The sequence below is a fragment of the Nitrospira sp. genome, from assembly GCA_030692565.1.
Lineage (GTDB): Bacteria > Nitrospirota > Nitrospiria > Nitrospirales > Nitrospiraceae > Nitrospira_D.
This window is the reverse complement of sequence record JAUYAO010000059.1, coordinates 18,968-43,951: the sequence shown is the minus strand read 5'-3', so window position 1 is coordinate 43,951 and position 24,984 is coordinate 18,968. Positions and strand designations below refer to the sequence as shown.

The following is a 24,984-nucleotide window of genomic DNA, read 5'->3' as shown; positions in this document are numbered from 1 at the left end:
CGGTAGCGACCGGCCTTGTCCTTGGGTATGATGCCGGGGCGCAGGACGCTGCGCAGTCGATAGACGGAGGATATGTGATGATGAAGTCATTGTTTCTGTTCGATATGACCTTCTGGCTGTATCTGGCCGCGTTGGTGTTGTACATCGGGTATTTGTTCGCCCGGCGCCCGTCGATGGCGCTCGCCCCGGCAGGGCATCTCCCGGATAGTTTCGATGAGCGTGACGGCGTGTGGGCGACGCAGCTTGGCCAAGTCGCGACGCTCGTGACCATCTTCGGATGGATGCTGAACACCGGCGCGCTCTTCACCCGGGCATTCGAGCGGATGGAACACTCCGGTACCTTCGCGCCCTGGTCGAATCAATTCGAAGCAATGGCCTATGTTTCCTGGGCGATTATTCTCAGCTATGTGCTCCTGGAGATGCGGTACAAGATTAAGGCGATTGGGGCTTTCGTCGTTGGCATCGGATTCATTGCTATGGGGGCCGCATCGCTCCTGCCCTACCGCTATCAGACGGCGGAACCGTTGGTGCCGGCGCTCAACAGCTATTGGATTTACATCCATGTGTCCGTGACGTTGACGAGCTACGCCGCATTTGCGACAGCGGGGGGGCTTGGCGTGATGTATCTCTTCAAGGAGCGGGCGGAGCGTCTCGGGAAAACAACCGGCTTCTATGCCGCATTTCCCGATCTCGAAACGATTGATGAGTTAGGGTATAAAGCCATTACCGTCGGGTTTCCGATGCTGGCCTTCGGGATTATTCTCGGCGCCATGTGGGCGAATTATGCGTGGGGCGGCTATTGGAGCTGGGATCCTAAAGAAACCTGGTCGCTGATCGTCTGGCTGATTTACGGCGCCTACATCCATGCCCGGATGACCCGTGGCTGGGAAGGCCATAAGGCGGCGATCTACGCGGTGTTCGGATTCTTGATGGTGATTTTCTGTTTCTGGGGTGTGAATTTCTTGCTTTCCGGCTTGCACGCCTACGCCTAGAGCAGGATGCTGAAAAAGTCCGTCAGCGGCGTTCTCGCGTCGCTCAGAGGCTCAACGTACCAGAGCGTACGCCTTCGCCTCTTCACTCGCTGCGGCCTTGCTGAACGGCCATTTTGAGCATCCTGCAAACTGTACGGGAGATTTGTCTTGGCTGATCAGGTAACTTCTTCTCAACCCACCAATCAGGAACGGCCGAAGGGCGGTTCGCGGTTGTTTATCCTGGCCGCCGGCGCAGTGGTGCTCGTCGTGACGTTTGCCATTGTCTGGCTGCAGAGTTCGAAGTATGAGCCGCTGGTGGTTGGGAAGGCGGCGCCGGATTTCTCTCTGATCGATCTAAACGACAAGCCCCATCGGCTCTCCGACTTTCGCGGGAAAGTGGTCTTTTTGAATTTCTGGGCCACGTGGTGCGCTCCCTGCCGGGAGGAAATGCCTTCGATGGAGGTCCTCAATAAGAGCTTTGAGAAAGACGGGTTGGTCGTACTCGCCGTGAGTATCGATCGGGTGACGACCACGAAGGATATTCCTCCGTTCGTCAAGAGCCTGAACCTGACTTTCCCGGTGCTTATCGATTCGTGGGGCATCACGGACAAGCCCTATAAACGGCTGGGAGTACCTGAGACCTTCATCATCGATCAGCAGGGCATCGTGCGAGAGATCATCATTGGTCCGAAAGACTGGACGAGGATCGACAACCTCAAGACGCTTGCGACCTTGCTGAATGTGACCCCCCAACCCGCATTTCCCCAGGGCCGTGGTACGATGAAGCCTGGAAGTTCTGAAGGGGCATTATGAAGCGGGTATGGGTCGCGTTGCTGTTGAGCAGTTTCGGTCTGCTGGATACGTCTACCGGAGTATCGGCCTGGACTCATGGAGAGGCCGGCGCGCGCGCTCTGCCGGTTGCCGATCGCGGGGTCGTCAAGGTGGGCGACGAAGCCCCCAATTTTCAGCTGCGTGATCTGGATGGGAACGTCGTGTCGCTTGCCCAGTTGCGCGGGAAAGTGGTGCTTGTGAATTTCTGGGCGACCTGGTGCGGGCCCTGTCGGATCGAAATGCCGGCGATGGAGCAGTTGTATCGGAGCTACTCGCGCAAAGACTTCGAGATTCTCGCCGTCTCTACCGATCCACAGGGCGCGGCGGTGACTCGGCCCTTTCAACAGGAAATGGGATTCACCTTCCCGATCCTGCACGATGCCGAGTATCGCGTCGGGTTGATGTACGGCGCGCGGAGTTTGCCTATGACGTTCATGGTCGATCGCAACGGCATTGTCAGGCAGAAGGTGCCGGGCGCCCGTGATTGGGGCGGCCCTGATGCGCGCGCACTGATTCAGGCCCTCATGAAATCCTGACGATGATGCAATCCATGCCACAGATCTCTCTGCTCGCCGCGTTCTCAGCCGGTCTGCTGTCCTTCGTATCGCCGTGCGTGCTGCCGCTCGTGCCATCGTACATTTCCTACATCACCGGGCTCTCGGTCGAACAACTGACGGATGCGAGCGAACGGAACAAGTTCAAATCCGCCATCATTCTCAATGCGCTCCTGTTCATCGGCGGGTTTTCGACGGTATTCATCGCGTTCGGCGCCTCTGCCAGCTTTCTCGGGCAAATCCTGATCACCTATCAGGATCACATTCGCCGGATCGGCGGCGTGATGATCATTGTGTTCGGGCTCTATCTGCTGGGTATTCTGAATCTCAACTTCTTGAAGGTGGAGCACCGGTATCAGTTCCGCAATCGTCCGGCCGGCTATTTGGGGTCGTTCTTCATCGGAGTGGCGTTTGCTGCCGGATGGACGCCCTGCGTCGGCCCGGTGTTGGGTACGATTCTGCTTTACGCCAGCACGACCGATTCGCTCTGGAGCGGGGTGGTCTTGTTGGCGTGCTACTCCCTGGGGTTGGGCTTGCCGCTGTTTCTCACGGCGCTGGGAGTCGACCGTTTCCTGGCCTATTTTAAAGAGGTGCGCGCCTATCTCTGGGGCGTGTCAACGGTGAGCGGCGTGCTGCTCATTGTGGTGGGCGTCATGATCTACGCCAATTCCCTCACGATGATCACCAGCTTCCTTGAACGGTATGGCATCGGCTGGTACCTCAGCCAGTAGCGGGACGTTGAAAACGACTTCCAGCGTCGTTCTCGGCTCGTTCAGTCCCTCAACGTACAGAGCCTACCGGAGGCAAAGTACCTACCCGCTCGCAGTTGATCGAAGCGAGCGGATCAAGCGAAGCTTGGTATGTACCTCCTCGGTCCTGCCCTCACCTGCGGCCTTGCCGGAAGATCGTTTTGAACATCCCGCAACAACCTTGGCGACTCTCGTAGTCCGATCCGCTAAGAAACGATAGCTTTTTCCGGAAATTAAAGTTTCCCCGGTTGCTGGTTTTCAGCACCAGGCGCCGAGACGGCAGGCGGTGAAGGATTGGCCCAGGGCATTGGCTGAGGGTAGCTTGAGTGCGCCGAATGCAGAGGCCGCACTGGGGATGTTGGGAAGATCGGATCTGTCGCTTGGGGAGGCATAGGGGCGGGCATCCGAAAAAGGCGTGGCGCTTGGGTCTTTGGCGATCAGAGTATCTGATTTCTTGCCACCGAGCTTGGCCATCAACGACTTTCCGTCGGCGGCCACTTTGCTGGTGGGATATTTTTCAGCCAGTAAGGTCAAGTTGTCGGCCGCCCAATCGTCTGCCCCCAGTTCATGATAACTCAAAGCCAGGAAATAGAGGGCATCGGGGGCTACCGGTTTATCCGGATAGATCTTCATGATCTGTTCGAATCGATGAGCGGCGGCTAAATACGACTCGCGGCGGTAGTAGAACTGCCCGACGAAGAGGTGCATCTGGGCGAGCCACTCGTGGCATTCCTGGATCTTTTGTTGCGCCTGGGCATCGTATCGACTGCCGGGAAAGTCCTTGCGCATGCGCTCGAGTGCCGTGATGGCTTTGGTCAGCGGTTCAGGGTCCCGATCGATGGACTTTGCCATTTTGAAATGGGACTCGCCTATCTTAAAAGCGGCGTAGGGGGCGAGCACATGACTTTTATGCAGGTCGAGGAAGTGGTTATATTCGACGAGCGCTTCGGCGTATTCTTCCTTGTCGAAAAAGGCCTCGCCGCGCTTCATGATGACGTTCGGATCGTAGTTCTTCTCGATCGTGTCGCCGAGGAAGATCTGCTCATCGGTGCCGCCGACAGCCTTGGCCCCTGCCGCAACGGCCGGCTCTTTGGGCGTACTGGAACATCCAATGGCCAGCAATGAAATGAGCAGAAGGCCGCTGGTCAGAATGCGGGACTGACGATGGTGGTTCTTCTGGATGCGTGGCAACTGGTCGATTCCTTTCCTGGACCGCTAAATTGATAACAAGAACCGGGCCTAAAAGCAATGGCACGCCTGATTGGTTGACCGGCTCCCCGCTGCCCCCTATAATCCCGCCGCGCATCAAATAAAACCAATATGGATGGCCTCGCCGCGCCGAGAGTGGTCAATTGCCATGAAACGAATGCGTGTCATAGGAACCGGCAGTTATCTCCCTGAGCGAATCGTCGCCAATAGCGAGATCGCGGGCTCTCTGGGACTGTCGCCGGCCAGGATCGAGCGGCTGACGGGTATCCGCGAGCGGCGGTGGGCGGCTGAGGGCCAGGCTTCTTCGGATCTGGCGATGGAGGCGAGCCGTCACGCCCTCCAGGCAGCCGGATGTTCAGCAGGAGAGGTGGATGCGATTATCCTGTCGACCACCTCGCCGGATATGGCATTCCCCTCGACTGCCTGCTTTGTTCAGCGAGGGTTAGGCTGTCGCGGAGTGGCCGCATTCGATGTGTCTGCGTCCTGCTCGGGGTTCCTCTATGGGTTGTCGATGGCCAATGCCATGATTTTGAGCGGGCAGGCAACAACCTGCCTGGTCGTGGCGGCTGAAGTGAAGTCGAGATTTTTGGATCCGACCGATGCGGCGACCGCGGTTTTATTCGGTGATGGTGCCGGGGCTGTCGTGGTGCGGGGTGAGGACAATCAGGGACCGAAGGGCCGCGGAGTACTCGGGATTCGGCTCCATTCGGATGGGTCGAAACATGATCTGATCCGCGTGCCCGCCGGCGGATCACGGGTGCCGGCGTCGGCGGAGACCGTAGCGCATCATGAACATGTGTTGCGGATGCAAGGTGCGTCGCTATTTCGCATCGCCGTCAGGCGGGTCGAGCAGGCGGTGCAGGACCTTCTCAAAGAATTTGGTGTCCGGATCGATGAACTCAGTCAGGTCGTACTCCATCAGGCCAACGGCCGGATTCTCTCGAATGTGGCGGACCGGCTGGGCATTCCGGCTGATCGGCTGATGTCTGTGATCGACCGGTACGGGAATACCTCCTCGGCGTCCGTCCCCATTGCGCTCGATGCGGCAGTCCGGGCGGGAAAGATTCGAACGGACGATGTGGTGCTGTTAGGAAGCTTCGGGGGCGGCCTGACCTGGGCGACAGGCTTACTGCGGTGGTAGCCGGGGAAACCGTGCAGGCAGGGAAGGCGTGCGTCACATTGCTCGCGGACACGATCACGGGCAGCAATTCACCATTCAGGAGCGCGGACTGCGATGTTTAGTCTCATACCCAAAGAAGACGCCTTTTTCGACATGTTTAAGAAGGCCGCCCACAATATGATCGAGGGGAGCCGCCTGCTGAAAAACATGATGGATCAGTTTGGCGATCCTGCGGCGCAGGCGAAGCACATTAAAGATGTCGAGCATATCGGCGACGGCATCACGCACGACATCGCGACCAAGCTCAATCAGACCTTCATTACGCCCATCGATCGTGAAGACATTCACGACCTGTCCAGCGCGCTGGACGATATTCTCGATGCCGTGGAAGCCGTGGCGGACCGGTTTGTCATCTATAAAATTACCAAGCCGACCGAGTCGGCGATTCGCCTGGCCGATATTCTCTATCAAGCCTCGGTCGCGGTCGGCCAGGCGGTCGATCGTGTAGGGATGTCGCATGCGCAGATCAACGAATGCAGTGTGAAAGTGAACAGCCTGGAGAATGAAGCCGACCGTGTGTCGCGCGATGCCATCTCCGGCCTGTTTGAGAAAGAGACCGATCCGATTTCCGTCATTAAGTGGAAAGAGATTTACGAGACGTTCGAGGCGGGAACCGATCGATGTGAAGACGTCGCCAACATTCTCGAGCGGATCGTCTTGAAGCATAACTGACGGGGGCCCGCCTTAGTATTGGACAATCATGCCTGATTTGACGGGGTTTTTATTGCTGACCGTTGTGCTGGCGCTGCTGTTCGATTTTTCGAACGGCTGGCACGATTGCGCGAACGCGGTGGCGACCGTGGTGTCGACCAGGGTGATGAGCCCCTTGGCGGCCGTCATGTGGGCCGGTGTGCTGAATGTGGCCGGCGCGTTTTTCTCCACCGCCGTGGCGAAGATGATCGGCGGCGGAATCGTCTTCCCCGAGGCCATCACCAGTGTGGTGGTGGGGGCCGCGCTGGCCGGCGCGATTCTGTGGAATCTCGTCACGCTGATTCTGGGCTTGCCGACGAGTTCATCGCATGCCTTGATCGGCGCCTTAGTCGGATCGGCCGTGGCGCACGGGGGCTGGTCGGTGGTGCAGTTCAAAGGGTTGCGGGCGATTCTTGAGGCGATGATTTTCTCTCCGTTGTTCGGGTTCTTGATGGGATTGCTGATTATGGTGGCGGTCAGCTGGTCGTTCTTCAAGGTGCCGCGGGGCGTGGCGCAGAAAGTCTTCAGCCGGTTGCAGTTACTGTCGGCGAGTTTTATGGCCTTCAGCCATGGGTCCAATGACGCGCAAAAGGCGATGGGGATTATCACGCTGGCGCTGGTGTCATCCGGCCAGCTGACCTCGTCGGAGGTGCCGACATGGGTCGTGGTGTCCTGTGCGCTGGCGATGGGCGCGGGCACGATGGTCGGGGGCCGGCGGATCATGCGTACGCTCGGTATGCGGATCGTCAAGCTGGATCCGGTGCATGGATTCGCCGCCGAGACCGGCGCGGCCAGTGTTCTCTTGTTCACGGCGCACTTTGGTCTGCCCGTGAGTACGACGCACACGATCACCTCGTCGATCCTTGGGGTCGGAGCGACCAAACGTCTCTCCGCGGTGCGGTGGGGTGTGACGACGAAGATTCTCTCCGCCTGGATTTTTACCATGCCGGGGGCGGGAGCCCTGGGCGCCCTCGTCTATATGATTTTGTCCTCTTTTGCGTGAAGAGGCCCTCTCGTCTGGCGAGTGATCGGCAGACGGACCACGAAGCGGCTTCCCTGCGGGGCGTGAGCCTCTACCCACACCTGTCCCCCATGTCCTTCCACAATATGCTTCACGATGGCGAGGCCGAGTCCGGTTCCTCCCAGTTCGCGTGAGCGGGCTTTATCGACCCGGTAGAAGCGCTCGAAGACGCGCGGGCGATCCTGCTCAGGTATCCCGAGGCCTGTATCGCTCACGGTAAGTTCTATTGCCTGGTCGGGCACATTTCTGGCTGTCACGGTAATCGTCCCCCGCTCGGGGGTGTATTTCACGGCGTTGTCGAGGAGGTTGGTTAGGACTTGCGCGAGGCGACCTTCGTCCCCGGCGATGGGCGGAATCCGGTCGTCGATGCGGGAGACGAGCCGGTGCCCTTTTTTGTCGGCCAGGGGTTTGATCATCGAGAGGGTCCGTTCGATCAAACTACGGAGATCGAGAGGGTCTTCTTTAAATGACACTCTTCCCGACTCGATTTTGGACAACTCCAGCAGGTCTTCCAAGATCAGGTTGAGCCGGTCGCTCTGTTTCAGGATGATCGTGAGAAAGCTGACGGCGGTGTCCGGATCGTCTTTCCCTCCATCCAATAGCGCCTCCACATAGCCTTTAATCGACGTCAGAGGGGTGCGCAATTCATGCGACACATTGGCCACGAAGTCTTTGCGAATTTTTTCCAGGCGGCGCAGTTCGGTGATGTCGTGAAAGACCAGCACGGCGCAAGCTTCGTTTTCCCGTTCGCATCCCGCCACCGAGGTTTCGATATGGAGACAGCGCCCCCCTGGCGTGAGGGTAATCTCCGCTTCCTGGCCGGCCCGATTCGTGAGGATGGTCGTGATCAGGCTGTTGAGTTCCGGATGGGCCAACACCTCCGTGCTGATCTGCCCGCGAATTTCAGTGCGGCGGACATCGAACATGCGCTCGAGTGCCGGATTGATCTGGAGAATGCGCCCTCGGCAGTCCAAGACCATGACGCCCTCGACCATTGAGGTCAACATGGCGAGGAGTTGAGCGCGGTCTTCCGAGAGTTCGTCGATCTTCGTGCGGAGCTGGTCGGTCATATGATTGAGGGTTTCGCCCAGCAGGCCGACCTCATCTTGGGAGTGAACCTGGATGCGAATCGTCGCATCGCCCGCCGAAAGCCGGCGAGCCACGCTGGCGATGTCCGAGAGCGGCTTCGTAATATTGCGGGCCATCCAGAGGCTGAGCAGGAGGGCCATCAGAAAGGCGACCCCGAGCGCGATGGCCAGATTGCGTTGGAGTGTGGCCGTCTCCCGCTCCAGCATCGTCATCGGCAGGCCGACGCGCAGGACAACCGACTTGCCTCCATGGCGCAACTCCGTTCGGAGCGCGCGATACATAGTACGAGCGCCGGTCGTGCGGCTGGCGCGTATATCTCGTCCCTGGCCGGTCGCGAGCGCTTGTTGAACCTCCGGCCGCGAGAGGTGATTTTCGACTGCCGAGAGTCCCGCGTCGTCCACGGCGCTATCGGCGATGACGGTGCCGTCTGCAGTGACCAGCGTCACCCGAGCCAGCGCTCTCGCTCCCAGCTGACGGACGACGTCTCTCAGGTGCGTCTGTTGTTCCTGGGATCGCGGCGCGGGGAACGCCGACCGGAGGCTGTATTCCACCAGGTTGGTTCTGGCGTCCAGCATGTCGTTGAGTTGTGTGATCTCTTGTTGCTCGAGCGATTGCATGGCCAGCAGGCCGGCGACTGCAAGCCCGCAGGTGACGGCGAGGAGGCTGCCGAGGGTCACCTTCCAGCGGATGGACAATCTCATCCGGACCCGTCCGCTTCTTTGAGCTTATAGCCGAGCGATTTCACGGAGAGAATGGCGTCATCCAGCAACGGGAGCTTTTGTTTGAGCCGACGGATATGCACATCGACGGTTCGGGTGGTTCCGTAGTACTCATAGCCCCAGACGGCGTTGAGCAGGACATCGCGCGTCAGTACTCGTCCGGGATGGCGGAGCAGATGTTCGAGCAGCCCAAACTCTTTCGCCGTGAGGGGGACTTCTTTCCCTTTTATCGTGACTTCATGGCGAGTGAGATCCAGGATCAGCGGGCCGTAGGTGAAACGGGTCGGGCCGTCCTCCGGTTTCCGTTCGAGCCGGCGGAACAGCGCTTTCACTCGCGCGACCAGCGTTTTCGGGCTGAACGGCTTGGTCACATAATCGTCGGCCCCTAACTCGAGGCCGATGATCGTATCTGATTCCTCGGCCTTGGCCGTGAGCATGATGATCGGCAGCATTGCGGTATCGGGGGCTGAGCGAAGGCGTTTACAGATTTCGAGCCCGTCGATTTCGGGGAGCATCAAGTCGAGGACGACGAGGTCGGGTTTTTCCGTGCGAACCTGGGCCAGCCCTTCCGATCCCGTCGAGGCCGTGACGGTCCGATACCCTTCCTTCTCCAGGTAGAGCTTAACGAGTTGAAGGATGTCTTTCTCGTCTTCGACGATGAGGACTTTTTTGATGGACGCGGTACTCATAATGGCGGGTCTCAGCCTACGGGGGAGGGGATGTCCTGTCAAGCGGCCGGGGCACGGAAGGGGCCGGTCGACGGAGTGAATCTGTTGACGACATTGGACGATCTGACGTAAGGTGAAACGCGTGCGGTGAGCCGACCGGGGTCGGTCTGGTCTCGTCAACCATTGAAGGAGCCTGAAGCCTTATGAAGATATACCTTGCCAATCCGCGGGGATTTTGTGCCGGGGTCGATCGAGCGATCGATATCGTAGATCTGTCGCTCAAAAAGTACGGCGCCCCTATTTATGTTCGCCATGAAATCGTCCACAGCCGCCACGTCGTCAATTCGCTTCGCCACAAGGGCGCCGTGTTCGTGGAAGAGCTCAGTGAAGTGCCGGAAGGATCGGTGGTGATTTTCAGCGCGCATGGCGTCGCGAAGTCGGTGTGGGCGGAGGCGAATCAGCGCCGGCTACACGTCATCGATGCCACTTGTCCGCTGGTCATCAAGGTTCACAATGAAGTGAATCGGGAATACACGCAGGGCTATGAGTTGATTCTCATCGGCCATGCCGGACACCCCGAGGTGATTGGGACGCTGGGGCAGATTCCCGATAAGTTCCACCTGGTCTCCTCGGTCCAAGACGTGGAGAAGCTCCATGTGGATAACACGCTGAATCTTTCCTATGTGACGCAGACGACGCTCAGCGTGGATGAGTGCCGGGACATCGTCGGCGCGCTCAATAAGCGGTTCCCGAACATCAAGGGCCCGCACCAGGAAGACATTTGCTACGCGACGCAAAACCGGCAAAATGCGGTGAAAGAATTATCCCGCTTGGTGGATGTCATCCTGGTCATTGGATCGCCGAATAGTTCGAACTCCAACCGCCTGCGCGAGTTAGGGGAGCAATGCGGGATCCCGTCCTATCTGATCGATTCCGCCAGTGATATTCACCCGGATTGGTTGAAGTCGGCCAAGGCGGTCGGGATCGCTGCCGGCGCATCAGCTCCGGAAGTCCTGGTGACGGAAGTCGTGGCGTTCCTCAAGAGCTCTGGCCCATCAGAGGTGGAAGAGCTGACCGTGATTGAAGAAGACGTCGAATTTCTCCTGCCCAAAGAACTCGTTCAGATCGAATCCGCCAGTAAGCCCGCTGCGGGCGCCGCCAGATAATCGTCTCACTCTGAGAAATTCATATATCTAGTAGGGGGCTGAACGGCCCCCTACTACCCGCGGTATTTTATTTTGATTTCCTTTTGGCCCTATGCTACAAGGGCCGAGCTATTTTTTCGCTCGCCAATCCGGCTGCTCAACCAAGGGTGAATCGATGTATTTGAAATCGCTCGATATGCTGGGGTTCAAGTCATTTGCCGAATCGAGGATCGAGTTCCCGCAAGGGGTGACGGCTATCGTCGGCCCCAACGGCAGCGGCAAGAGCAACGTGGTAGACGCCATTCTCTGGGTGTTGGGCGAGCAGAGCACCAAGACGTTGCGAAGCGAGAAAATGGAAGATGTGATTTTTAACGGCACCGAATTGCGCAAGCCCCTCGGGATGGCGGAGGTCTCGCTCATCATCGGCGGACTCGATCACACGGCCCTGCCGCAGGAAGGTGGGTCGGGATTGCCGAGCGAGTTGACCGAGTTCCAAGAACTCATGATCACGCGGCGGCTCTACCGGAACGGGGACAGCGAATACCTCATCAACAAGACGGCCTGCCGGCTCAAAGATATCCGGACGCTGCTCATGGATACGCGTGCCGGCAGCAAGGGACATACGGTCATTGCCCAGGGCCAGATCGATCAGATCCTGAACGCATCGCCTCAAGACCGGCGCGAATTGATTGAAGAGACGGCCGGGATCGTCCGGTACAAAAAGCAGAAGGCCGAAGCCCTTCGCAAGCTCGACGCGACCCAGCAAAACATGTTGCGCGTCCGTGACATCATCGCGGAAGTGAAGAAACAGCTGAATTCCCTGGAGCGGCAGGCGCGGCAGGCGCGCACCTACCAGACGTTGCAACAGGAAGCGCGTTCGGTCGAGATCGAACTGCTGACCAGGGAGTTTGTCGCGTTACGGACGGGCTTGAAGGACGTCGAAGCCGAGGTGCTGAGTCTCGATCAACAAGAGTCCGAAAAGGCCGCCGGGCAGGCGCGGTTCGCGACGGATTTGGAGCAATCCCGTTTGCGGGCGATTGAAATCGGTGAGTCGACCGGTAAGATCCGCGAGGAACTGGGCCGGATCGAGCATCAGCAGGCGCAGGCGCTGACGGCGGCCGAAGTCGAGCGGAACCGGAGCCAATTGTTCGAACAGCAGCAACAGCAAGAGTCCCATGAGTTGGAAAGTCTGGCGAACGCCCAGGAGGAGTTGGCGCACTCGCTGGAAACCATCGAAGCGTCGCTGGTCTCGCTTGAAGAGGAGTTGCTGTCGCGCGAGCAGGCCTTCGCCGCGCTGGATCAAGATATGGAGCGCCTCCTGCATCAGCGAGCTTCTGCCGTGGCGGAGGAAGAGCGCGGGCGTCTCGACATTATGCAGCTGGCGGTTCTGGTGGCGAATACCGAGCAGACGGTGGCGCAGTTGATTGCCAGAATGGGCGAAGTCTCCGATCGGGGGACCAAGCTGGCCGCGGAGCAAGAAGAGCTGGAAGGTCATCGATCGACGGCGTTGACGCGCCATGAAGCCTTGAGACAGGAGTATGGCGAGGCCGGGCGCATGGTCGCCACGATTCGCGCGCAGCAAGAGAGCGTTCAAACTGAGGCGTCCAACGTGGCGGCTGAACAGCAGGAGCTCGATCGTGTCATCCTCCAGCGGTCGGAAGAGTTGGCGGCCGTCGATTCACGGTTGCAGGCGCTGCAAGGCGTCGTGCGGGAAGAAATGGGGTACGGGCGGGAAGGCCAGGATGAAGGCACGGCGCTCAAATCCTGCGAGGGAGTTCGCGATGCGATCGCCGAATGGCTCGTGATCCCTCCCGGCATGGACCGGGCGGTCGAAGCGGTCTTAGGAGAGCGTGTGCACGGGTGGTTTGTCGATGAACCGTCGGTGGCGCAGCGCGCGATTAGTTTTCTTCGGGAGAAAGAACTGGGGCGCGGGACGTTTATCCCGCAACAGCCGCGTTGGGAACGCGCCGGATCAGGGTCTCAGGTCTGGTGGCAGGCGCTCGCCGATCAGGCCGGTGTGGTGGGCAGAGCGGTCGACTTGATTCAAGCGGACGAGGCTCGCACGGCGGCGAAAGACTGTCTGTTCGATCGGGTGGTGATTGTGGAGTCGTTGGACCATGCGGTGCGATTGTGGGAACGACAGCTCTGGGCCGGGGCTGAGGGACCGATCTTGGTCACCTTGGGGGGCGAAGTAATGGATGCCTCCGGCGTCATCAGCGGCGGCCATGCCCATGCGGGGCAAGGGTTGTTGGAGCGTCGGCGCGAGGTCGTCAGCCTGGAGGCCAAGCGGAGCGAGCTCACCGCAGCGGTCGAGTCCGACAAACAGCGGCGTCTTGAGTTGCAGGGGCTCGGGCAGAGTTTGACCTTGCAGATTCGGCAGTTGGCCGAATCCCTAAGGGATACGGAAATGCAGGATTTGTCCTTACGGAAGGACGAAGAAAACCTCCGGCAATTTATGGCGGATCTCGACGTGCGTCTGGCCGGGATCGCCGCCGAGATACAAAAAGGGATCGTCGACCGGCAGCGGTTCGAACAGGAGGCGCGTTCAGCGCAGGCTCAGTTAGGGCAGTGGCTCAGCGAAAAGGCCGGGCAAGAGGCCAGTTTAGGGCGTGTGCGGGAGCGGCTGACGGCCATCGATCAAGAAGGCCGGGTGTTTCAAGAACGGGTGACGGAAGCCCGACTGCTGTCCGAAAGTCTGCGTGCCAAACAAGGGCATGAGCAGGCGAATCGTTTGCGAATCAGGCAGCAGCAAGTCGAAAGCGAACAACGTCGGCAGGCCCTGCAGAGTCACCTTGAGGGATTGGACCGTGACATTCAACACAGCCAGGAAGAACGCAGCCGCCAGGAACTGTTGTGCCAGGAATTCGGCGAGGCCGCGGCAAGGATTAAGGCGCAGTTGATTGCCGCGCAAGAACAGCAGGCTCAAGAGATGGCTCTCGGACAGTCGTTAGAGGCCAGTCTGGACGTGGTGCGTCGCGACATGTCGGCGGTGCGGGATGCGCGTATGGCGGTGGAGGTCCGGCGGGCTGAACTGCGCACGCAGTTGAGCGCGGTCGAAAGCACCTTGTCGGGAACGTATCAGATGGATCCGGTTGCGCTCGCCAGCGGCGGTGCGGTACCCGGTCCCGAGGCTGTCGCGGATGCCGGGAGCGAGGGCGCTGCTGAGGCGGTTCCGAATCCATTGGCTCAGGCGCCACAGGCTGATCTAAAGGAACAACTGCAAAAACTGCGCGAACGGCTCGACCGCATGGGGCCGATCAATCTCGCCGCGATCAGCGAGCATCAGGAACTCGACCAGCGCTATACCTTTCTCACCACTCAGGAGCAGGATCTTGCCACGTCGATCAACTCCCTCAAGGAAATTATTCAGCGGATCAACAAAACGACGAAGGACATGTTCGTGACCACCTTCGCCGAGCTTCAGCAGAAGTTCACTGAAGTCTTCGGCCAGTTTTTCCCCGGGGGACGTGCGGAGCTGCTGTTGGTCGATGAGCCGGTCGGCGAAAACGGAGAAGGCGCAGGGAATCAAGAGCCGGGTGTGGATATCGTGGCGCAGCCTCCGGGGAAGCGTTTAAAGAGCATCACGATGCTGTCCGGAGGAGAGAAGACCTTGACCGCGATGGCGCTCCTCTTCGCCAGTTTCTTGATCCGGCCGACGCCGTTTTGTCTGCTCGACGAAATCGATGCCCCGCTCGATGAGGAAAATATCGGGCGTTTCACCAGCGTGCTTCGGGAGATGTCGAAGAACGCGCAGTTCCTCGTCATTACCCATAATAAGCGCACCATGGCGATTGCCGATTCGTTGTTCGGTGTGACGATGGAACAGCCGGGCGTGTCCAAGCTGGTGTCGGTGCGGTTGGGCGATCTCCAGCCGGCCTGAGGCAAGCTGCAAGGCTCGGATATCGCAGAGAACTTTCCGTTCTCGTTGCTTGACTCACGTAGGGGTGTCTGTTATATCCCCCACCGATGGGCGGCTCTCGCGCTCTGGTGGGTCGGCGTCTCCAGGGCCATGTGGCACGCCGTCACGTCTATCCCCCCATCTCCATGCGTTCACTAGGATTCCATGAAGCTCTTTCGCACACTGTTTGACCGGATCTCCAGTAGTTGGCTCGCGACGATTCCGGGGAAATACAATCCGGCGGTCGAATATGCGCAAACACCTCCGCTCAGGCTGGTCTCAGATAAAGTGGCTCCGTCGGCGGCCACCGATTCATCGCGCCGCCCATCGGCTCACACCGTGAGTCAACCGGACGCGATCGACGACGCGATCCGTCGGAGTCAAAGCTGGTTTTTATCCAAGCAGGATCCTGCCGAGGGGTTCTGGGTCGCTGAACTCGAGGCCGATACCACGCTGACGTCGGAATACCTGATGTTGCGGAGGTTTCTCGATTGCGTCGATCCCGTCAAGGAAGAACGCGCCGTCCGGTATTTAAAGTCCATGCAGTTGCCCGACGGCGGCTGGCCGATCTATTACGGTGGGCCCGCGGAAATCAGCGCCTCCGTGAAGGCCTACTTCGCGCTGAAGCTCAGCGGAATCCCTGCGTCCGATCCCTGCTTGCTGCGTGCGCGTGAGTGCATCATGACCATGGGCGGAGTCGTGCAGGCGAACGTCTTCACGAAAATTGCCTTGGCGTTGTTCGATCAGTACGACTGGGAAGGCGTGCCCCACATGCCGGTCGAGATCATGCTGCTGCCGAAGCGGTTTTATTTCAGCATCTACGCAATTTCCTATTGGTCCCGCGCCGTGCTCATTCCGTTGCTGATCGTGTTTGCGCATCAACCGGTGTGCCGGATTCCGCGAGAGCAGGGTATCGAGGAGCTGTATCTCGTTCCACGCGGGCAGGTGCCGTACTGGAAGTATCCGCCCTTCAACAAAGATCAAGCCTGGTTCACGCCGCATAATTTCTTCGTCATGCTCGATGCGGTGCTCAAGCTCTATGACCGGATGCCCCTCCTGTGGTTGCGCGAGAAGGCGATGCACAAGGCTGCCACGTGGATGTTGGATCACCTCAAAGGGAAGGGCGGGCTGGGCGCGATTTATCCGGCGATGGCGAATTCCGTGCTGGCGCTCCGGTGCTTAGGCTATGAGATGGATGACCCGCTGGTGCAGAAAGCCCTTCGCGAGATTGAAGATCTGGAAGTGCACGAAACCGCGACGGTGGATGGCCAGCGTGTCCCGACCTTACATCTGCAGCCCTGCCATTCTCCGATTTGGGATACGGCCTTGCTCATGAATGCGTTGATCGAAGCGGGCATGCCGCAAGACCATCCGGCGCTGGTGAAGGCGGGTGGCTATCTTATGTCCCGGCAGACGAAAACGGTCGGTGATTGGACGATTTCTTCACCGCAGGCCGAGCCGGGCGGGTGGTATTTCCAATTTGAAAACGAGCTATATCCCGATGTGGACGACTCGGCCGTCGTGTTGATGGCGCTCGCGAAGCTCAAGATGCCGGAGCCGGCCGACCTGCGGGAATCCATTCGCCGTGGGATGCAATGGGTGCTGGCCATGCAGAGTTCCGACGGCGGGTGGGGCGCGTACGACAAGGATAATAATCGGGTTGTCTTTAACTACATCCCGTTCGCGGACCATAAGGCGTTACTCGATCCGAGCACGGCGGATCTCGCCGGGCGCTGTCTAGAAATGCTGGGCGCCTTAGGTTACGACCGGTCCCATCCGGCGGTGCAGCCGGCGCTGGCGTTTCTCAAGAAGCAACAGGAGGCGGACGGGAGTTGGTATGGCCGCTGGGGCGTGAATTACATTTACGGCACGTGGTCGGTGCTGGCGGGCCTTCGCGCGATCGGAGAAGACGTCTCGTCTCCCTACATTCGCCGGGCCGTGTCCTGGCTTGAGTCCAAGCAGAATCCCGATGGCGGATGGGGTGAGGCCTGTCTCTCCTATGCGGAGGACGCGCATAGCGGCAAAGGCCAGAGCACCCCTTCGCAAACAGCCTGGGCCTTGATGGCGTTGATGTCCGCCGGGGTGACGGAATCGTTGAGCATCGCCCGTGGCGTGCAGTATCTGCTCAGGCATCAGCTCAAGGACGGCTCCTGGGAAGAAGTCATGCATACCGGCACGGGATTCCCGCGCGTGTTCTATCTTCGCTACCACTGGTACTGTCAGTATTTCCCTCTGTGGGCGCTCGCGATGTATCGCAATCTCCGGTCACGGGGACGCATGCGAGCCGAAGAGCTTCGGGAGCACGTCGAGTCTTCCGGATGCTATCGGTTTGATCGTTGACGGACGCGCACGTTCTCACGACGGTGCCGGTTTCTTCTCCTGTCGCTCCTCTGGTCCTCATCCGCATTGTGATATTCGTCGCCACGGTCTGGGAGTTTGCCGCAGTGCGGGCCGCCGTTCCCGGCGGTCGCATGGACAGGGTGCAGGGGCGACCGCGGTATTGCGCGTCGGCGGGCGTGGGGGAGTGCTGGGTGATTCAGACCGGGGTGGGTCCGCAGAAGGCGCATGCCGCCGCGCGGGAGGTCCTGTCGCAACAGACATTCGCCTTGGCCCTCTCGAGCGGATTCGCCTGCGCGCTGACGCAGGCCGCCATCGGCGATATCCTGATTGGAACTCGCGCGGCGACGATTCGTGACGGAGAGGCGCTCGACTATCTTGAGGTGGCGGGGGACGAACGGCAACGGTGGTGCGCCATGTTGAGCGGGAGCGAGGCGCTTGCGCGTGCCACCTTCGGCTGTTTCATTTCTGCGGATCGCATCGTCCACCGTGCTGCGGAGAAAGTGGCCTTGGCAGAACAAACGCGCGCGACGGGGCTGGATATGGAGAGCGCGGCGATAGCGAGTGAGGCGAAGGCGGCTCAGGTGCCATTTCTCATCGTGCGGTCGGTATCGGATTTATTGATGGAAGAACTGCCTCTTGACTTCAATCTCTTTCTCAGGCCCACTGGGTGGGTAAAAGGCGTAGGGGCTTTGCTTGCGCATCCGTCGAGTCTGCTGGGGCTCAACCGGTTGCGGAAACAGAGTGCCATCGCGGCGGCGGCGCTCACGAATAGTCTGCGGATCGTAGTCCATGCTCGTTTCGGAGTCAGGCCGGATTCACACATGACGATGACGCCATGACGATGCTCGAAGCGATAGGGCGGCTGGTCTTGAAGTATGTCCGGGAAATGGGCCGCATGCTCATTTTCCTCGTGTCATCGTTCGGGTGGCTGGTGCGACCGCCATTCCGGTTCATCCAGTTCGTCAAACAGCTGCACTTCATCGGATATAAATCCACCTTTGTCGTCGTGTTGACGGCCGGATTCACCGGCATGGTACTCGCCCTTCAAGGTTATTACACCTTGCGGAAGTTCGGCTCCGAGGGATTGCTCGGGTCGGCCGTTGCGTTGAGCATGATTCGAGAGCTCGGACCGGTGTTGGCGGCGTTGATGGTGACGGCTCGGGCCGGTTCGGCCATGACCGCTGAAATCGGCATCATGCGCATCACGGAACAGATCGATGCCCTCGACACCATGGCCATCAATCCGCTCCAGTATCTCATTGCGCCGAAGGTGGTCGGAGGGTTGATCGGAGTCCCGTTGCTGGTGGCCCTCTTCGACGTCGTCGGAATCTACGGTGGGTATCTGGTCGGCGTGGATCTCCTCGGCGTGAATGCCGGATCCTACTGGACGTCGATCGAGTCTGCCGTCGAATGGAAAGATGTCTACGGCGGAATTCTCAAATCCATCAGCTTCGGATTGATCATCAGCTGGGTCTGTTGCTACAAGGGCTTCTATACCCGTATGAGTGCCGAGGGATTGGGCTCGGCGACGACGGAGGCGGTGGTGTTGTCTTCTGTGGTGATCCTGGTGTGGGATTATTTTCTGACGTCGATCTTGTTGTAAGCATGCTCAAGCTTGTCGGTGTGAAAAAAACGTTGGGAACCCAGCCCGTGTTGCGGGGAGTTGACCTGACGATTCCGGCCGGGAAGTTGACGACCATTATCGGACGCAGCGGTGAGGGGAAGAGTGTGCTGTTGAAGCACATGATCGGGCTGCTGCAACCGGACGAGGGACAGGTCTGGGTCGGCGATGTCGATATTTCCCGCCTGCGCGGCCAGCCGTTGAATGAAGTGCGGAAGCGGTTTTCGATGTTGTTTCAGGGGGCGGCGCTGTTCGACTCGATGTCCGTTTTTGAGAACGTGGCCTTTCCATTGAAAGAAAAGCTGCGCATGAAGGGGCCGGAAGTGGCGGCGCGGGTGAACGAGATGCTCGAACAGGTCGGATTGGCCGGCATGGGGCACAAATTTCCGGCAGAGCTCAGCGGAGGAATGCGGAAGCGCGCCGGCTTGGCCCGCGCCTTAGTGATGCGGCCTGAGATTGTCTTGTTCGATGAGCCGACCACGGGACTGGATCCGTTGATGGCGAAGGCCATTCATGAGTTGATTACGGCGACGCAGCGGACCTTCGGATTTACGGCGGTCATGGTCAGTCATGAGATCCCGGAGATTTTCTTCCTGTCCGATTATGTCGCCATCTTGAAACAGGGACGGATTGCGGTGATGGCCCCGCCTGCCGAATTCATTCGAACGACAGATCCGGAGATTCAGGAATTTATTTCAGTCGGGGGGCCGGTCGTGCTGTCCGGCGCCGCTGCAAGCTCGTAACGGGAGTATGGCGATGGAAAATACCAAGCTCGAACTGGTGGTCGGCGCGTTTGTCCTGGTCGGGATTTTGTGTCTGGGCTATCTCTCCATCAAGCTGGGCAAGCTGGAGGTGATCGGCGGCGACCTATATGAAGTGACCGCGCTGTTCAATACCGCGACCGGCTTGAAGTCTGGCGCGACCATTGAAATTGCCGGCGTGGAGGTGGGGCGTGTCAGGGGCATTGCGCTCAAAGAGGATCGCGCGATCGTCACGCTCGCCGTCGGCAACGGGGTGAAGCTCTATACGGATACCATTGCGTCGATCAAGACGAGAGGAATTATCGGGGAGAAGTTTTTGGCGTTGTCGCCGGGCGGCGGCGGCGATCCCTTGAAACCCGGCGACACCATTCGAGATACTGAGTCCGGCTTGGACCTTGAAGAGTTGGTGAGTCAATATGTCCATGGTAAGGTGAACTGATTGCTTCGATTTCCCCTGGGGAATTTCGTGGCGTGATGTATATACAGGAGTGTCGTATGGTGACGCACAATGCATTGGGGCGAGCGGGGTCGGTAATGCGACCGGTCGGCCGGTTGGCCGCGGTCGGTCTGGTGGGGATCTGCCTTTCTCTCGGGGTTGAATTATCGCAGGCCCTTGCCGGGCCTCCGACGGATTCGATGAAGGGCACGATCGACGAGGTGCTGCGCATCATTCGCGATAAGGATTTGAAGCAGACGGCCAAGGCTGAAGAGCGGCGATCGTTGCTGGAGAAAGTGGTGGCCGAGCGGTTTGATTATCAGGAAATGTCGCGCCGGGCGCTCGGAGCCCCCTGGAACCAGCTTTCAGATCAAGATAAGCAGGAATTCGTGTCCCTGTTTCAGACGCTCCTGACCAGTTCGTACGCAGAAAAAGTGGAGTCCTATTCCGGTGAAGGCGTGCAGTATCTGAATGAACGAACCGAAAAAGACTATGCCGAAGTGCGGACCAAGATCCTCTCGGGGAAAACGGAAATCCCGCTCGACTATCGTCTCATCAACCGGGGCACGGACTGGCGGGTGTACGATGTCGTGGTCGATGGTGTGAGTTTGGTGAACAACTATCGCGGGCAATTTACCAAGATCCTTCGTGCGTCGTCCTACCCCGATCTTGTCGATCAGCTCCGGAAAAAATCCGATAAGCTCAAATCTCCGTAAGACCAGTCAGGCAGCCTGTTCATGTCCTCCCTGCGTCGACTTGTTAGTTTGATCGTCTGCCTGTGGGCAGGGACGGCCGCGGTGTGTCTCGTGTCCGCCTGGGCCGACACGCAAGTCATCCCCGTTCCGTCGGTCTCTACGACGCGCAACGACGGCAACGATCTCGGGCTGATCATGCCGATTTTGATCACCGACCCTGACGGGGAACTGAAGTATTTGATGGCCCCCATGGTGATTCGGAATTCGATTGTCGGAACCAGAGGGGCCTTCAATTTCTTTCAGTACGAGCCGGGCGGGCGGCAAATTCAGTTTATCGGCTCGTTCACGGAGAAGATCGAGCGCAAGCTCGTGTTTAACTATCTGGATCCCGCCTTCAGCAACGGGCGGTACTTTCTGCAGTTCGGCGGGTCGTTTTTCAAGAACGCCACGTCCCGGTTTTTCGGCCCCGGGCAGGATTCCATCGAAGGCAATGAGACCAATTACACTGCCCGGGAAATACGGGCAAACTGGCGGTTCGGCGTCTATATGAACGAGGTGACGCAGATTGCGCTGGCTCAGCGTGTTCGTGATGTGCAGCTTCAGCGCGGGGCCACCAACCTTCCGTTTACCGGTGAGCGGTTCGGGGATGTGGACGGTGTCAAGGGGCAATCGACGATCGTCGGGCACCGTGTTAGTTTTCACTATGACACGCGCAACAATCTGGTGACACCGACGGATGGGATGGCCGTAACCGCGTATGCGGAGTTGAATCAGAATGTGAGGAACGGTGAGCATCCGGTGTATTCGCGTTATGAACTCGACATCAAGAAGCTGTTTCCCAGCGAATCCAAGCGGGCCATTCTTGTCGTGCGGGCAAATTTGCAGGCCACGATCGGCACGCAGGTGCCATTCTTCGAACAAAGCTCGCTGGGCGGGCAGAACAATCTCCGCGGCTTCGGCGTCGACCGTTACATCGACAAGCATCTGATCTCCGTGAGCATCGAAGAGCGGATCCATATCGCCCGCACCAGACTGGCGGGTGTCATGGCGGATTTTGAATTGGCCCCGTTCCTTGATACAGGTCAGGTCTTCGGGAATTTCAAAGATGTCAGTGTCAAAGATTACCGGATGACTCCGGGGCTCGGCATCCGCGGTATTGTACGGCCGAATGTCGTGGGTCGCCTCGATTATGGATTCAGTCGTGAAGGCGGTGCGATTTTCGCCGGTCTTGATTTTCCCTACTAGGAAGCGAGTTGCAGGATGTCGTGGGGCCAGATTCTATTCGCCATCCTGTTCGCGAGTATTGCGCTGACTGGTGGGGTGAGCCCTCAGCTTGTGTTGGCTGAGGGGTTTGGACCGTTCCCCGTGAGAAATTTTCAGCCGGTGTACCAATTAGTGCTTGGAATGCCCGGCGATCGCGCGGCGGTCTTGAAGCCAGGATCCCTCGATCTCCGTATCGAACTCGCCAATACCGCCAACATCTTTTCCGATGCTACCCCGCAGACGTCAGTCACGATGAAGTTTGAGAGTATCCGGTCAGGATTGTTTCTCCGCTATGGAGTGACCGAGCGGCTGGAGATGGCCGTGGAAGTACCGATAGTGAACCGCTATCGGGGCATCATGGACGGCATGATCTCGGCGGTTGAGCGGGCGACGACCGGCCTGGCCCCTGATCGAAGGGCGCTCAAGGGAACAGGGTACGCCTACCAGGTGACATCGGGCGGACGTACCGTGGTTAACGCACGGGAGGGTGTCGTTGGATTGGGCGATGCCTCGGTTATGGGCAAGTATCAGGTGTTGACTGAGACGAGTTCATCGCCGGCCTTGTCTCTTCGTGCTGCGGTAAAACTTCCTACGGGAGATGAATCGCACCTCTTGGGAAGCGGCAGTCCGGATTACGGGTTTGGCTTGGCCCTGGAGAAACATGTGGCCAAGGACTGGATGGTGTATGCGAATCTCAATGGGGTGATTCCGACTGGTCACATTGCAGGATTCGGGTTGCAGCCGGTCGTCTCTGCCCTGGTGGCAGTGGAGTATCTCTGGTCGGAGAATTTCTCCATCGTGGGACATTTCGACTATTTCTCGTCGCCGCTGTACGGAACCGGCACGCATGTGTTCGACAAGGGAGTCACGGAAGGCGTGCTCGGTTTTAGCTATCGCTTGCGCCCGCAGCTGCTCTGGCAGGTGTACGCGGTGGAAAATCTCGATTTCATTGTCGGGAGTGCCGCCGATTTTACCCTCTCCACAGTGGTGACGTTTCAATTTGGGTCATGAAGAGTGATAACTCGATAGGCGGCGTCTCTAACTGCTTGACAGCAAAGGACCTTTGTGTGAAACTGACGAGCAATTCCATCTTAATTGACGGGGATGCGGTTGCATCCGTTTTTCTGCCTCCTCGTGCATGAAAACCAAGCAGAATAGCTGAGATACGATTCAAGGGAGACCATCCTATGTCGATCCTCAAGACCATTCAAAGTCCGGCAGATCTCAAGCGGGTGTCGCAGAGCCAATTGCCCGCGCTGTGCGAAGAAATCCGTGAACAGATCATTGGTACCGTATCCAGCGTGGGGGGGCACTTGGCGTCGAATCTCGGCGTGGTGGAACTCACGGTGGCATTGCACTACCTGCTGAAAACGCCGGCCGACAAGATCGTCTGGGATACCAGCAATCAGGCCTATACGCACAAGTTGCTCACGGGCCGTCGTGAACAGTTCCATACGCTACGTCAGTACGGCGGGCTCAGCGGATTTTGTAAAAGAGAAGAAAGCGAATACGATTCCTTCAATGCCGGGCATGCCGGTACGGGCGTGTCGGCGGCATTCGGACTCGTTGAAGCGCGCGAGCAATTGCGACAGAAAAATAAAGTTGTCTGTGTCGTCGGGGACGGCGCGATGACCGCCGGGATGACTCTGGAGGGTCTGCATCATGCCGGCGGGATGGGCAAAGATTTCCTGGTGATCTTGAACGACAATCAAATGTCGATTTCGAAGAACGTCGGCGCAATTTCCGCCTACCTGAGTCGAACCATTACCGGTGAATTTTACGGGAAGATGCGTGAGGAAACCGGCCAACTCCTGCGAAAGATTCCTCACATCGGGGAGGACATGCAGAAGCTGGCTCGCCGGGCCGAAGAGCTGGCGAAGGGAGCCATTCTTCCCGGATTGCTGTTCGAAGAACTGGGTTTCCAGTATTGCGGGCCGATCGATGGCCACAACTTTGAGCATTTGCTTCCGACCTTGGAGAATGTGCTGAGGATGAAGGGGCCGGTCTTACTGCACGTGATTACGAAGAAGGGTCTCGGGTATGAACCGGCCATCAATAACCCGGTCTGGTTCCATGCCTGTCCGCCCTTCGTGCGCGAGACCGGTGTGCCGGCGAAAAAGGCCGCGCGCCCCTCTTATACCCAAATTGCCATGGACTCGCTGGTGAAGCTGGCTCGTGAGGATAAGCGGATTGTCGCCATAACGGCGGCCATGTGCGAAGGCACCGGTCTCACCGGGTTCGAAAAAGAATTCTCCGATCGCTTGTACGATGTGGGGATTGCTGAGCAGCATGCCGTGACGTTCGCAGCCGGACTTGCGACACAGGGCCTGAAACCTGTGGTGGCCATGTACTCGACCTTCTTGCAGCGCGCCTACGATCAGGTGGTGCACGATGTGGCCACGCAGAATCTCCCCGTCGTTTTCTGTATCGATCGCGGTGGTCTCGTTGCGGAAGACGGCACCACGCACCACGGGGCGTTCGACTACGCCTATCTGCGGCATGCCCCGAATATGGTGGTGATGGCGCCGAAGGATGAGAACGAACTGCAGCACATGATGAAGACCTGCATCCAGCATGATGGACCGGTCTCGCTCCGTTATCCGCGCGGGGTCAGCCTCGGGGTTCCGATGGATGCCGCTCCTGCCGCACTCCCGATCGGGAAGGGTGAGTTGATGAAGGACGGATCCGATGTCGCAATCATGGCCATCGGAGTCTCGGTCTGGCAGGCGATGCAAGCGGCCGAACGGCTCACCAAAGAGGGTATTTCAACCGCCGTGGTGAACGCGCGATTCGTAAAGCCGCTCGATCAGGAGCTGATCGTCGATGTGGCGAAGCGGGTGCGATATGTGGTGACGGTAGAAGAGGGCTGCAAGATGGGGGGCTTCGGCTCCGCAGTGCTCGAAGCGTTGTCCGATGCCCGCATCACCGACGTAACGACCAAGGTGCTCGGGCTTCCGGATTGGTATATTGAGCAAGGGCCCCAGGATTTCTTGCGGGAGCGGTATGGGCTCACGGCGGAAGGTATTTATCAAAGCGTGAAGGAACTCGTCGGGAAGGCTCCGGTCACGAAGCAAGATCGGTTCGCGGTCGGCGCGTCGATCGATCATCTCCCGCACGGGGACGAGCAGGGGAGCTGAGCGACCT

General features: G+C 58.8%; 21 protein-coding genes. 18 read left to right on the top strand and 3 right to left on the bottom strand.

Annotation, left to right across the window (positions count from 1 at the left end; genetic code table 11):
* Positions 1–77: 77 nt before the first annotated feature.
* From ccsB to Q8N04_20060, 4 genes are all read left to right on the top strand, one after another.
* Entirely contained in the window at positions 78–992 is a 915-nt protein-coding gene (gene ccsB, locus Q8N04_20075; protein ID MDP3092975.1) for a c-type cytochrome biogenesis protein CcsB, read from the top strand.
* A gap of 147 nt (positions 993–1,139) precedes the next feature.
* The gene (locus Q8N04_20070; protein MDP3092974.1) at positions 1,140–1,784 is read left to right on the top strand and encodes a TlpA disulfide reductase family protein; all 645 of its coding nucleotides are present in this window, start codon (positions 1,140–1,142) and stop codon (positions 1,782–1,784) included.
* Positions 1,781–2,338 carry a TlpA disulfide reductase family protein gene (locus Q8N04_20065; GenBank protein MDP3092973.1) on the top strand — a complete coding sequence of 186 codons (558 nt, stop codon included), beginning with the start codon at positions 1,781–1,783 and terminating at the stop codon, positions 2,336–2,338. Before Q8N04_20070 ends, Q8N04_20065 begins: the two co-directional genes overlap by 4 nt.
* A 14-nt stretch (positions 2,339–2,352) precedes the next feature.
* Positions 2,353–3,087 (top strand): cytochrome c biogenesis protein CcdA, encoded by a 735-nt coding sequence (locus Q8N04_20060; GenBank protein MDP3092972.1) that lies wholly within the window; start codon positions 2,353–2,355, stop codon positions 3,085–3,087.
* 276 nt (positions 3,088–3,363) lie between these two features.
* Here Q8N04_20060 and bamD read toward each other — a convergent pair whose 3' ends face one another.
* Positions 3,364–4,296, bottom strand: a complete 933-nt coding sequence (gene bamD / locus Q8N04_20055; GenBank protein ID MDP3092971.1) for an outer membrane protein assembly factor BamD — start codon at positions 4,294–4,296, stop codon at positions 3,364–3,366.
* Between the two features lie 166 nt (positions 4,297–4,462).
* On the opposite strand from bamD, the gene Q8N04_20050 reads away from it, so the two are divergent.
* From Q8N04_20050 to Q8N04_20040, 3 genes are all read left to right on the top strand, one after another.
* Positions 4,463–5,455 (top strand): beta-ketoacyl-ACP synthase III, encoded by a 993-nt coding sequence (locus tag Q8N04_20050; protein MDP3092970.1) that lies wholly within the window; start codon positions 4,463–4,465, stop codon positions 5,453–5,455.
* Between the two features lie 93 nt (positions 5,456–5,548).
* On the top strand, positions 5,549–6,166 hold the full coding sequence (locus Q8N04_20045; GenBank protein MDP3092969.1) for a DUF47 family protein: 618 nt from the start codon (positions 5,549–5,551) through the stop codon (positions 6,164–6,166).
* Between the two features lie 28 nt (positions 6,167–6,194).
* Entirely contained in the window at positions 6,195–7,187 is a 993-nt protein-coding gene (locus Q8N04_20040; protein MDP3092968.1) for an inorganic phosphate transporter, read from the top strand.
* Here Q8N04_20040 and Q8N04_20035 read toward each other — a convergent pair.
* Positions 7,160–8,995: an ATP-binding protein gene (locus Q8N04_20035; GenBank protein ID MDP3092967.1), complete on the bottom strand. Its 1,836-nt coding sequence runs from the start codon at positions 8,993–8,995 to the stop codon at positions 7,160–7,162. The genes Q8N04_20040 and Q8N04_20035 overlap by 28 nt on opposite strands.
* Positions 8,992–9,702 (bottom strand): response regulator transcription factor, encoded by a 711-nt coding sequence (locus tag Q8N04_20030; protein MDP3092966.1) that lies wholly within the window; start codon positions 9,700–9,702, stop codon positions 8,992–8,994. The genes Q8N04_20035 and Q8N04_20030 overlap by 4 nt, the downstream gene beginning before the upstream one ends.
* A 182-nt stretch (positions 9,703–9,884) precedes the next feature.
* Between Q8N04_20030 and ispH the strand changes: the two genes are divergently transcribed.
* The 11 genes from ispH (at position 9,885) to dxs (ending at position 24,977) form a co-directional block, all read left to right on the top strand.
* Positions 9,885–10,847: a 4-hydroxy-3-methylbut-2-enyl diphosphate reductase gene (gene ispH / locus Q8N04_20025; GenBank protein MDP3092965.1), complete on the top strand. Its 963-nt coding sequence runs from the start codon at positions 9,885–9,887 to the stop codon at positions 10,845–10,847.
* 154 nt (positions 10,848–11,001) lie between these two features.
* Entirely contained in the window at positions 11,002–14,706 is a 3,705-nt protein-coding gene (smc, locus tag Q8N04_20020) for a chromosome segregation protein SMC (protein ID MDP3092964.1), read from the top strand.
* A gap of 183 nt (positions 14,707–14,889) precedes the next feature.
* Positions 14,890–17,064 carry a squalene--hopene cyclase gene (shc, locus tag Q8N04_20015; GenBank protein MDP3092963.1) on the top strand — a complete coding sequence of 725 codons (2,175 nt, stop codon included), beginning with the start codon at positions 14,890–14,892 and terminating at the stop codon, positions 17,062–17,064.
* Complete coding sequence (locus Q8N04_20010; protein MDP3092962.1) at positions 17,061–17,903, top strand: hypothetical protein; 843 nt, start codon at positions 17,061–17,063, stop codon at positions 17,901–17,903. The genes shc and Q8N04_20010 overlap by 4 nt, the downstream gene beginning before the upstream one ends.
* Entirely contained in the window at positions 17,900–18,667 is a 768-nt protein-coding gene (locus tag Q8N04_20005) for an MlaE family lipid ABC transporter permease subunit (protein ID MDP3092961.1), read from the top strand. The genes Q8N04_20010 and Q8N04_20005 overlap by 4 nt, the downstream gene beginning before the upstream one ends.
* Positions 18,634–19,428, top strand: coding sequence for an ATP-binding cassette domain-containing protein (locus Q8N04_20000; GenBank protein ID MDP3092960.1), 795 nt, complete (start codon positions 18,634–18,636; stop codon positions 19,426–19,428). The genes Q8N04_20005 and Q8N04_20000 overlap by 34 nt, the downstream gene beginning before the upstream one ends.
* A gap of 13 nt (positions 19,429–19,441) precedes the next feature.
* The gene (gene mlaD / locus Q8N04_19995) at positions 19,442–19,885 is read left to right on the top strand and encodes an outer membrane lipid asymmetry maintenance protein MlaD (protein ID MDP3092959.1); all 444 of its coding nucleotides are present in this window, start codon (positions 19,442–19,444) and stop codon (positions 19,883–19,885) included.
* A gap of 56 nt (positions 19,886–19,941) precedes the next feature.
* Positions 19,942–20,598, top strand: coding sequence for an ABC transporter substrate-binding protein (locus Q8N04_19990; GenBank protein MDP3092958.1), 657 nt, complete (start codon positions 19,942–19,944; stop codon positions 20,596–20,598).
* 21 nt (positions 20,599–20,619) lie between these two features.
* Complete coding sequence (locus tag Q8N04_19985; protein ID MDP3092957.1) at positions 20,620–21,822, top strand: BamA/TamA family outer membrane protein; 1,203 nt, start codon at positions 20,620–20,622, stop codon at positions 21,820–21,822.
* A 15-nt stretch (positions 21,823–21,837) separates the two neighbouring features.
* Positions 21,838–22,851, top strand: a complete 1,014-nt coding sequence (locus tag Q8N04_19980) for a DUF3187 family protein (protein MDP3092956.1) — start codon at positions 21,838–21,840, stop codon at positions 22,849–22,851.
* A gap of 176 nt (positions 22,852–23,027) precedes the next feature.
* Positions 23,028–24,977 carry a 1-deoxy-D-xylulose-5-phosphate synthase gene (gene dxs / locus Q8N04_19975; GenBank protein MDP3092955.1) on the top strand — a complete coding sequence of 650 codons (1,950 nt, stop codon included), beginning with the start codon at positions 23,028–23,030 and terminating at the stop codon, positions 24,975–24,977.
* Positions 24,978–24,984: the final 7 nt, after the last annotated feature.

What these genes read in the sequence shown, in the direction of transcription:
- ccsB (MDP3092975.1), top strand. Translation starts at nt 78, where the DNA reads ATGATGAAGTCATTGTTTCTGTTCGATATGACCTTCTGGCTGTATCTG.
- Q8N04_20065 (MDP3092973.1), top strand. Translation starts at nt 1,781, where the DNA reads ATGAAGCGGGTATGGGTCGCGTTGCTGTTGAGCAGTTTCGGTCTGCTG.
- Q8N04_20060 (MDP3092972.1), top strand. Translation starts at nt 2,353, where the DNA reads ATGCCACAGATCTCTCTGCTCGCCGCGTTCTCAGCCGGTCTGCTGTCC.
- Q8N04_20050 (MDP3092970.1), top strand. Translation starts at nt 4,463, where the DNA reads ATGAAACGAATGCGTGTCATAGGAACCGGCAGTTATCTCCCTGAGCGA.
- Q8N04_20045 (MDP3092969.1), top strand. Translation starts at nt 5,549, where the DNA reads ATGTTTAGTCTCATACCCAAAGAAGACGCCTTTTTCGACATGTTTAAG.
- Q8N04_20040 (MDP3092968.1), top strand. Translation starts at nt 6,195, where the DNA reads ATGCCTGATTTGACGGGGTTTTTATTGCTGACCGTTGTGCTGGCGCTG.
- Q8N04_20035 (MDP3092967.1), bottom strand. Translation starts at nt 8,995, where the DNA reads ATGAGATTGTCCATCCGCTGGAAGGTGACCCTCGGCAGCCTCCTCGCC.
- Q8N04_20030 (MDP3092966.1), bottom strand. Translation starts at nt 9,702, where the DNA reads ATGAGTACCGCGTCCATCAAAAAAGTCCTCATCGTCGAAGACGAGAAA.
- ispH (MDP3092965.1), top strand. Translation starts at nt 9,885, where the DNA reads ATGAAGATATACCTTGCCAATCCGCGGGGATTTTGTGCCGGGGTCGAT.
- smc (MDP3092964.1), top strand. Translation starts at nt 11,002, where the DNA reads ATGTATTTGAAATCGCTCGATATGCTGGGGTTCAAGTCATTTGCCGAA.
- shc (MDP3092963.1), top strand. Translation starts at nt 14,890, where the DNA reads ATGAAGCTCTTTCGCACACTGTTTGACCGGATCTCCAGTAGTTGGCTC.
- Q8N04_20005 (MDP3092961.1), top strand. Translation starts at nt 17,900, where the DNA reads ATGACGATGCTCGAAGCGATAGGGCGGCTGGTCTTGAAGTATGTCCGG.
- mlaD (MDP3092959.1), top strand. Translation starts at nt 19,442, where the DNA reads ATGGAAAATACCAAGCTCGAACTGGTGGTCGGCGCGTTTGTCCTGGTC.
- Q8N04_19990 (MDP3092958.1), top strand. Translation starts at nt 19,942, where the DNA reads ATGGTGACGCACAATGCATTGGGGCGAGCGGGGTCGGTAATGCGACCG.
- Q8N04_19985 (MDP3092957.1), top strand. Translation starts at nt 20,620, where the DNA reads ATGTCCTCCCTGCGTCGACTTGTTAGTTTGATCGTCTGCCTGTGGGCA.
- Q8N04_19980 (MDP3092956.1), top strand. Translation starts at nt 21,838, where the DNA reads ATGTCGTGGGGCCAGATTCTATTCGCCATCCTGTTCGCGAGTATTGCG.
- dxs (MDP3092955.1), top strand. Translation starts at nt 23,028, where the DNA reads ATGTCGATCCTCAAGACCATTCAAAGTCCGGCAGATCTCAAGCGGGTG.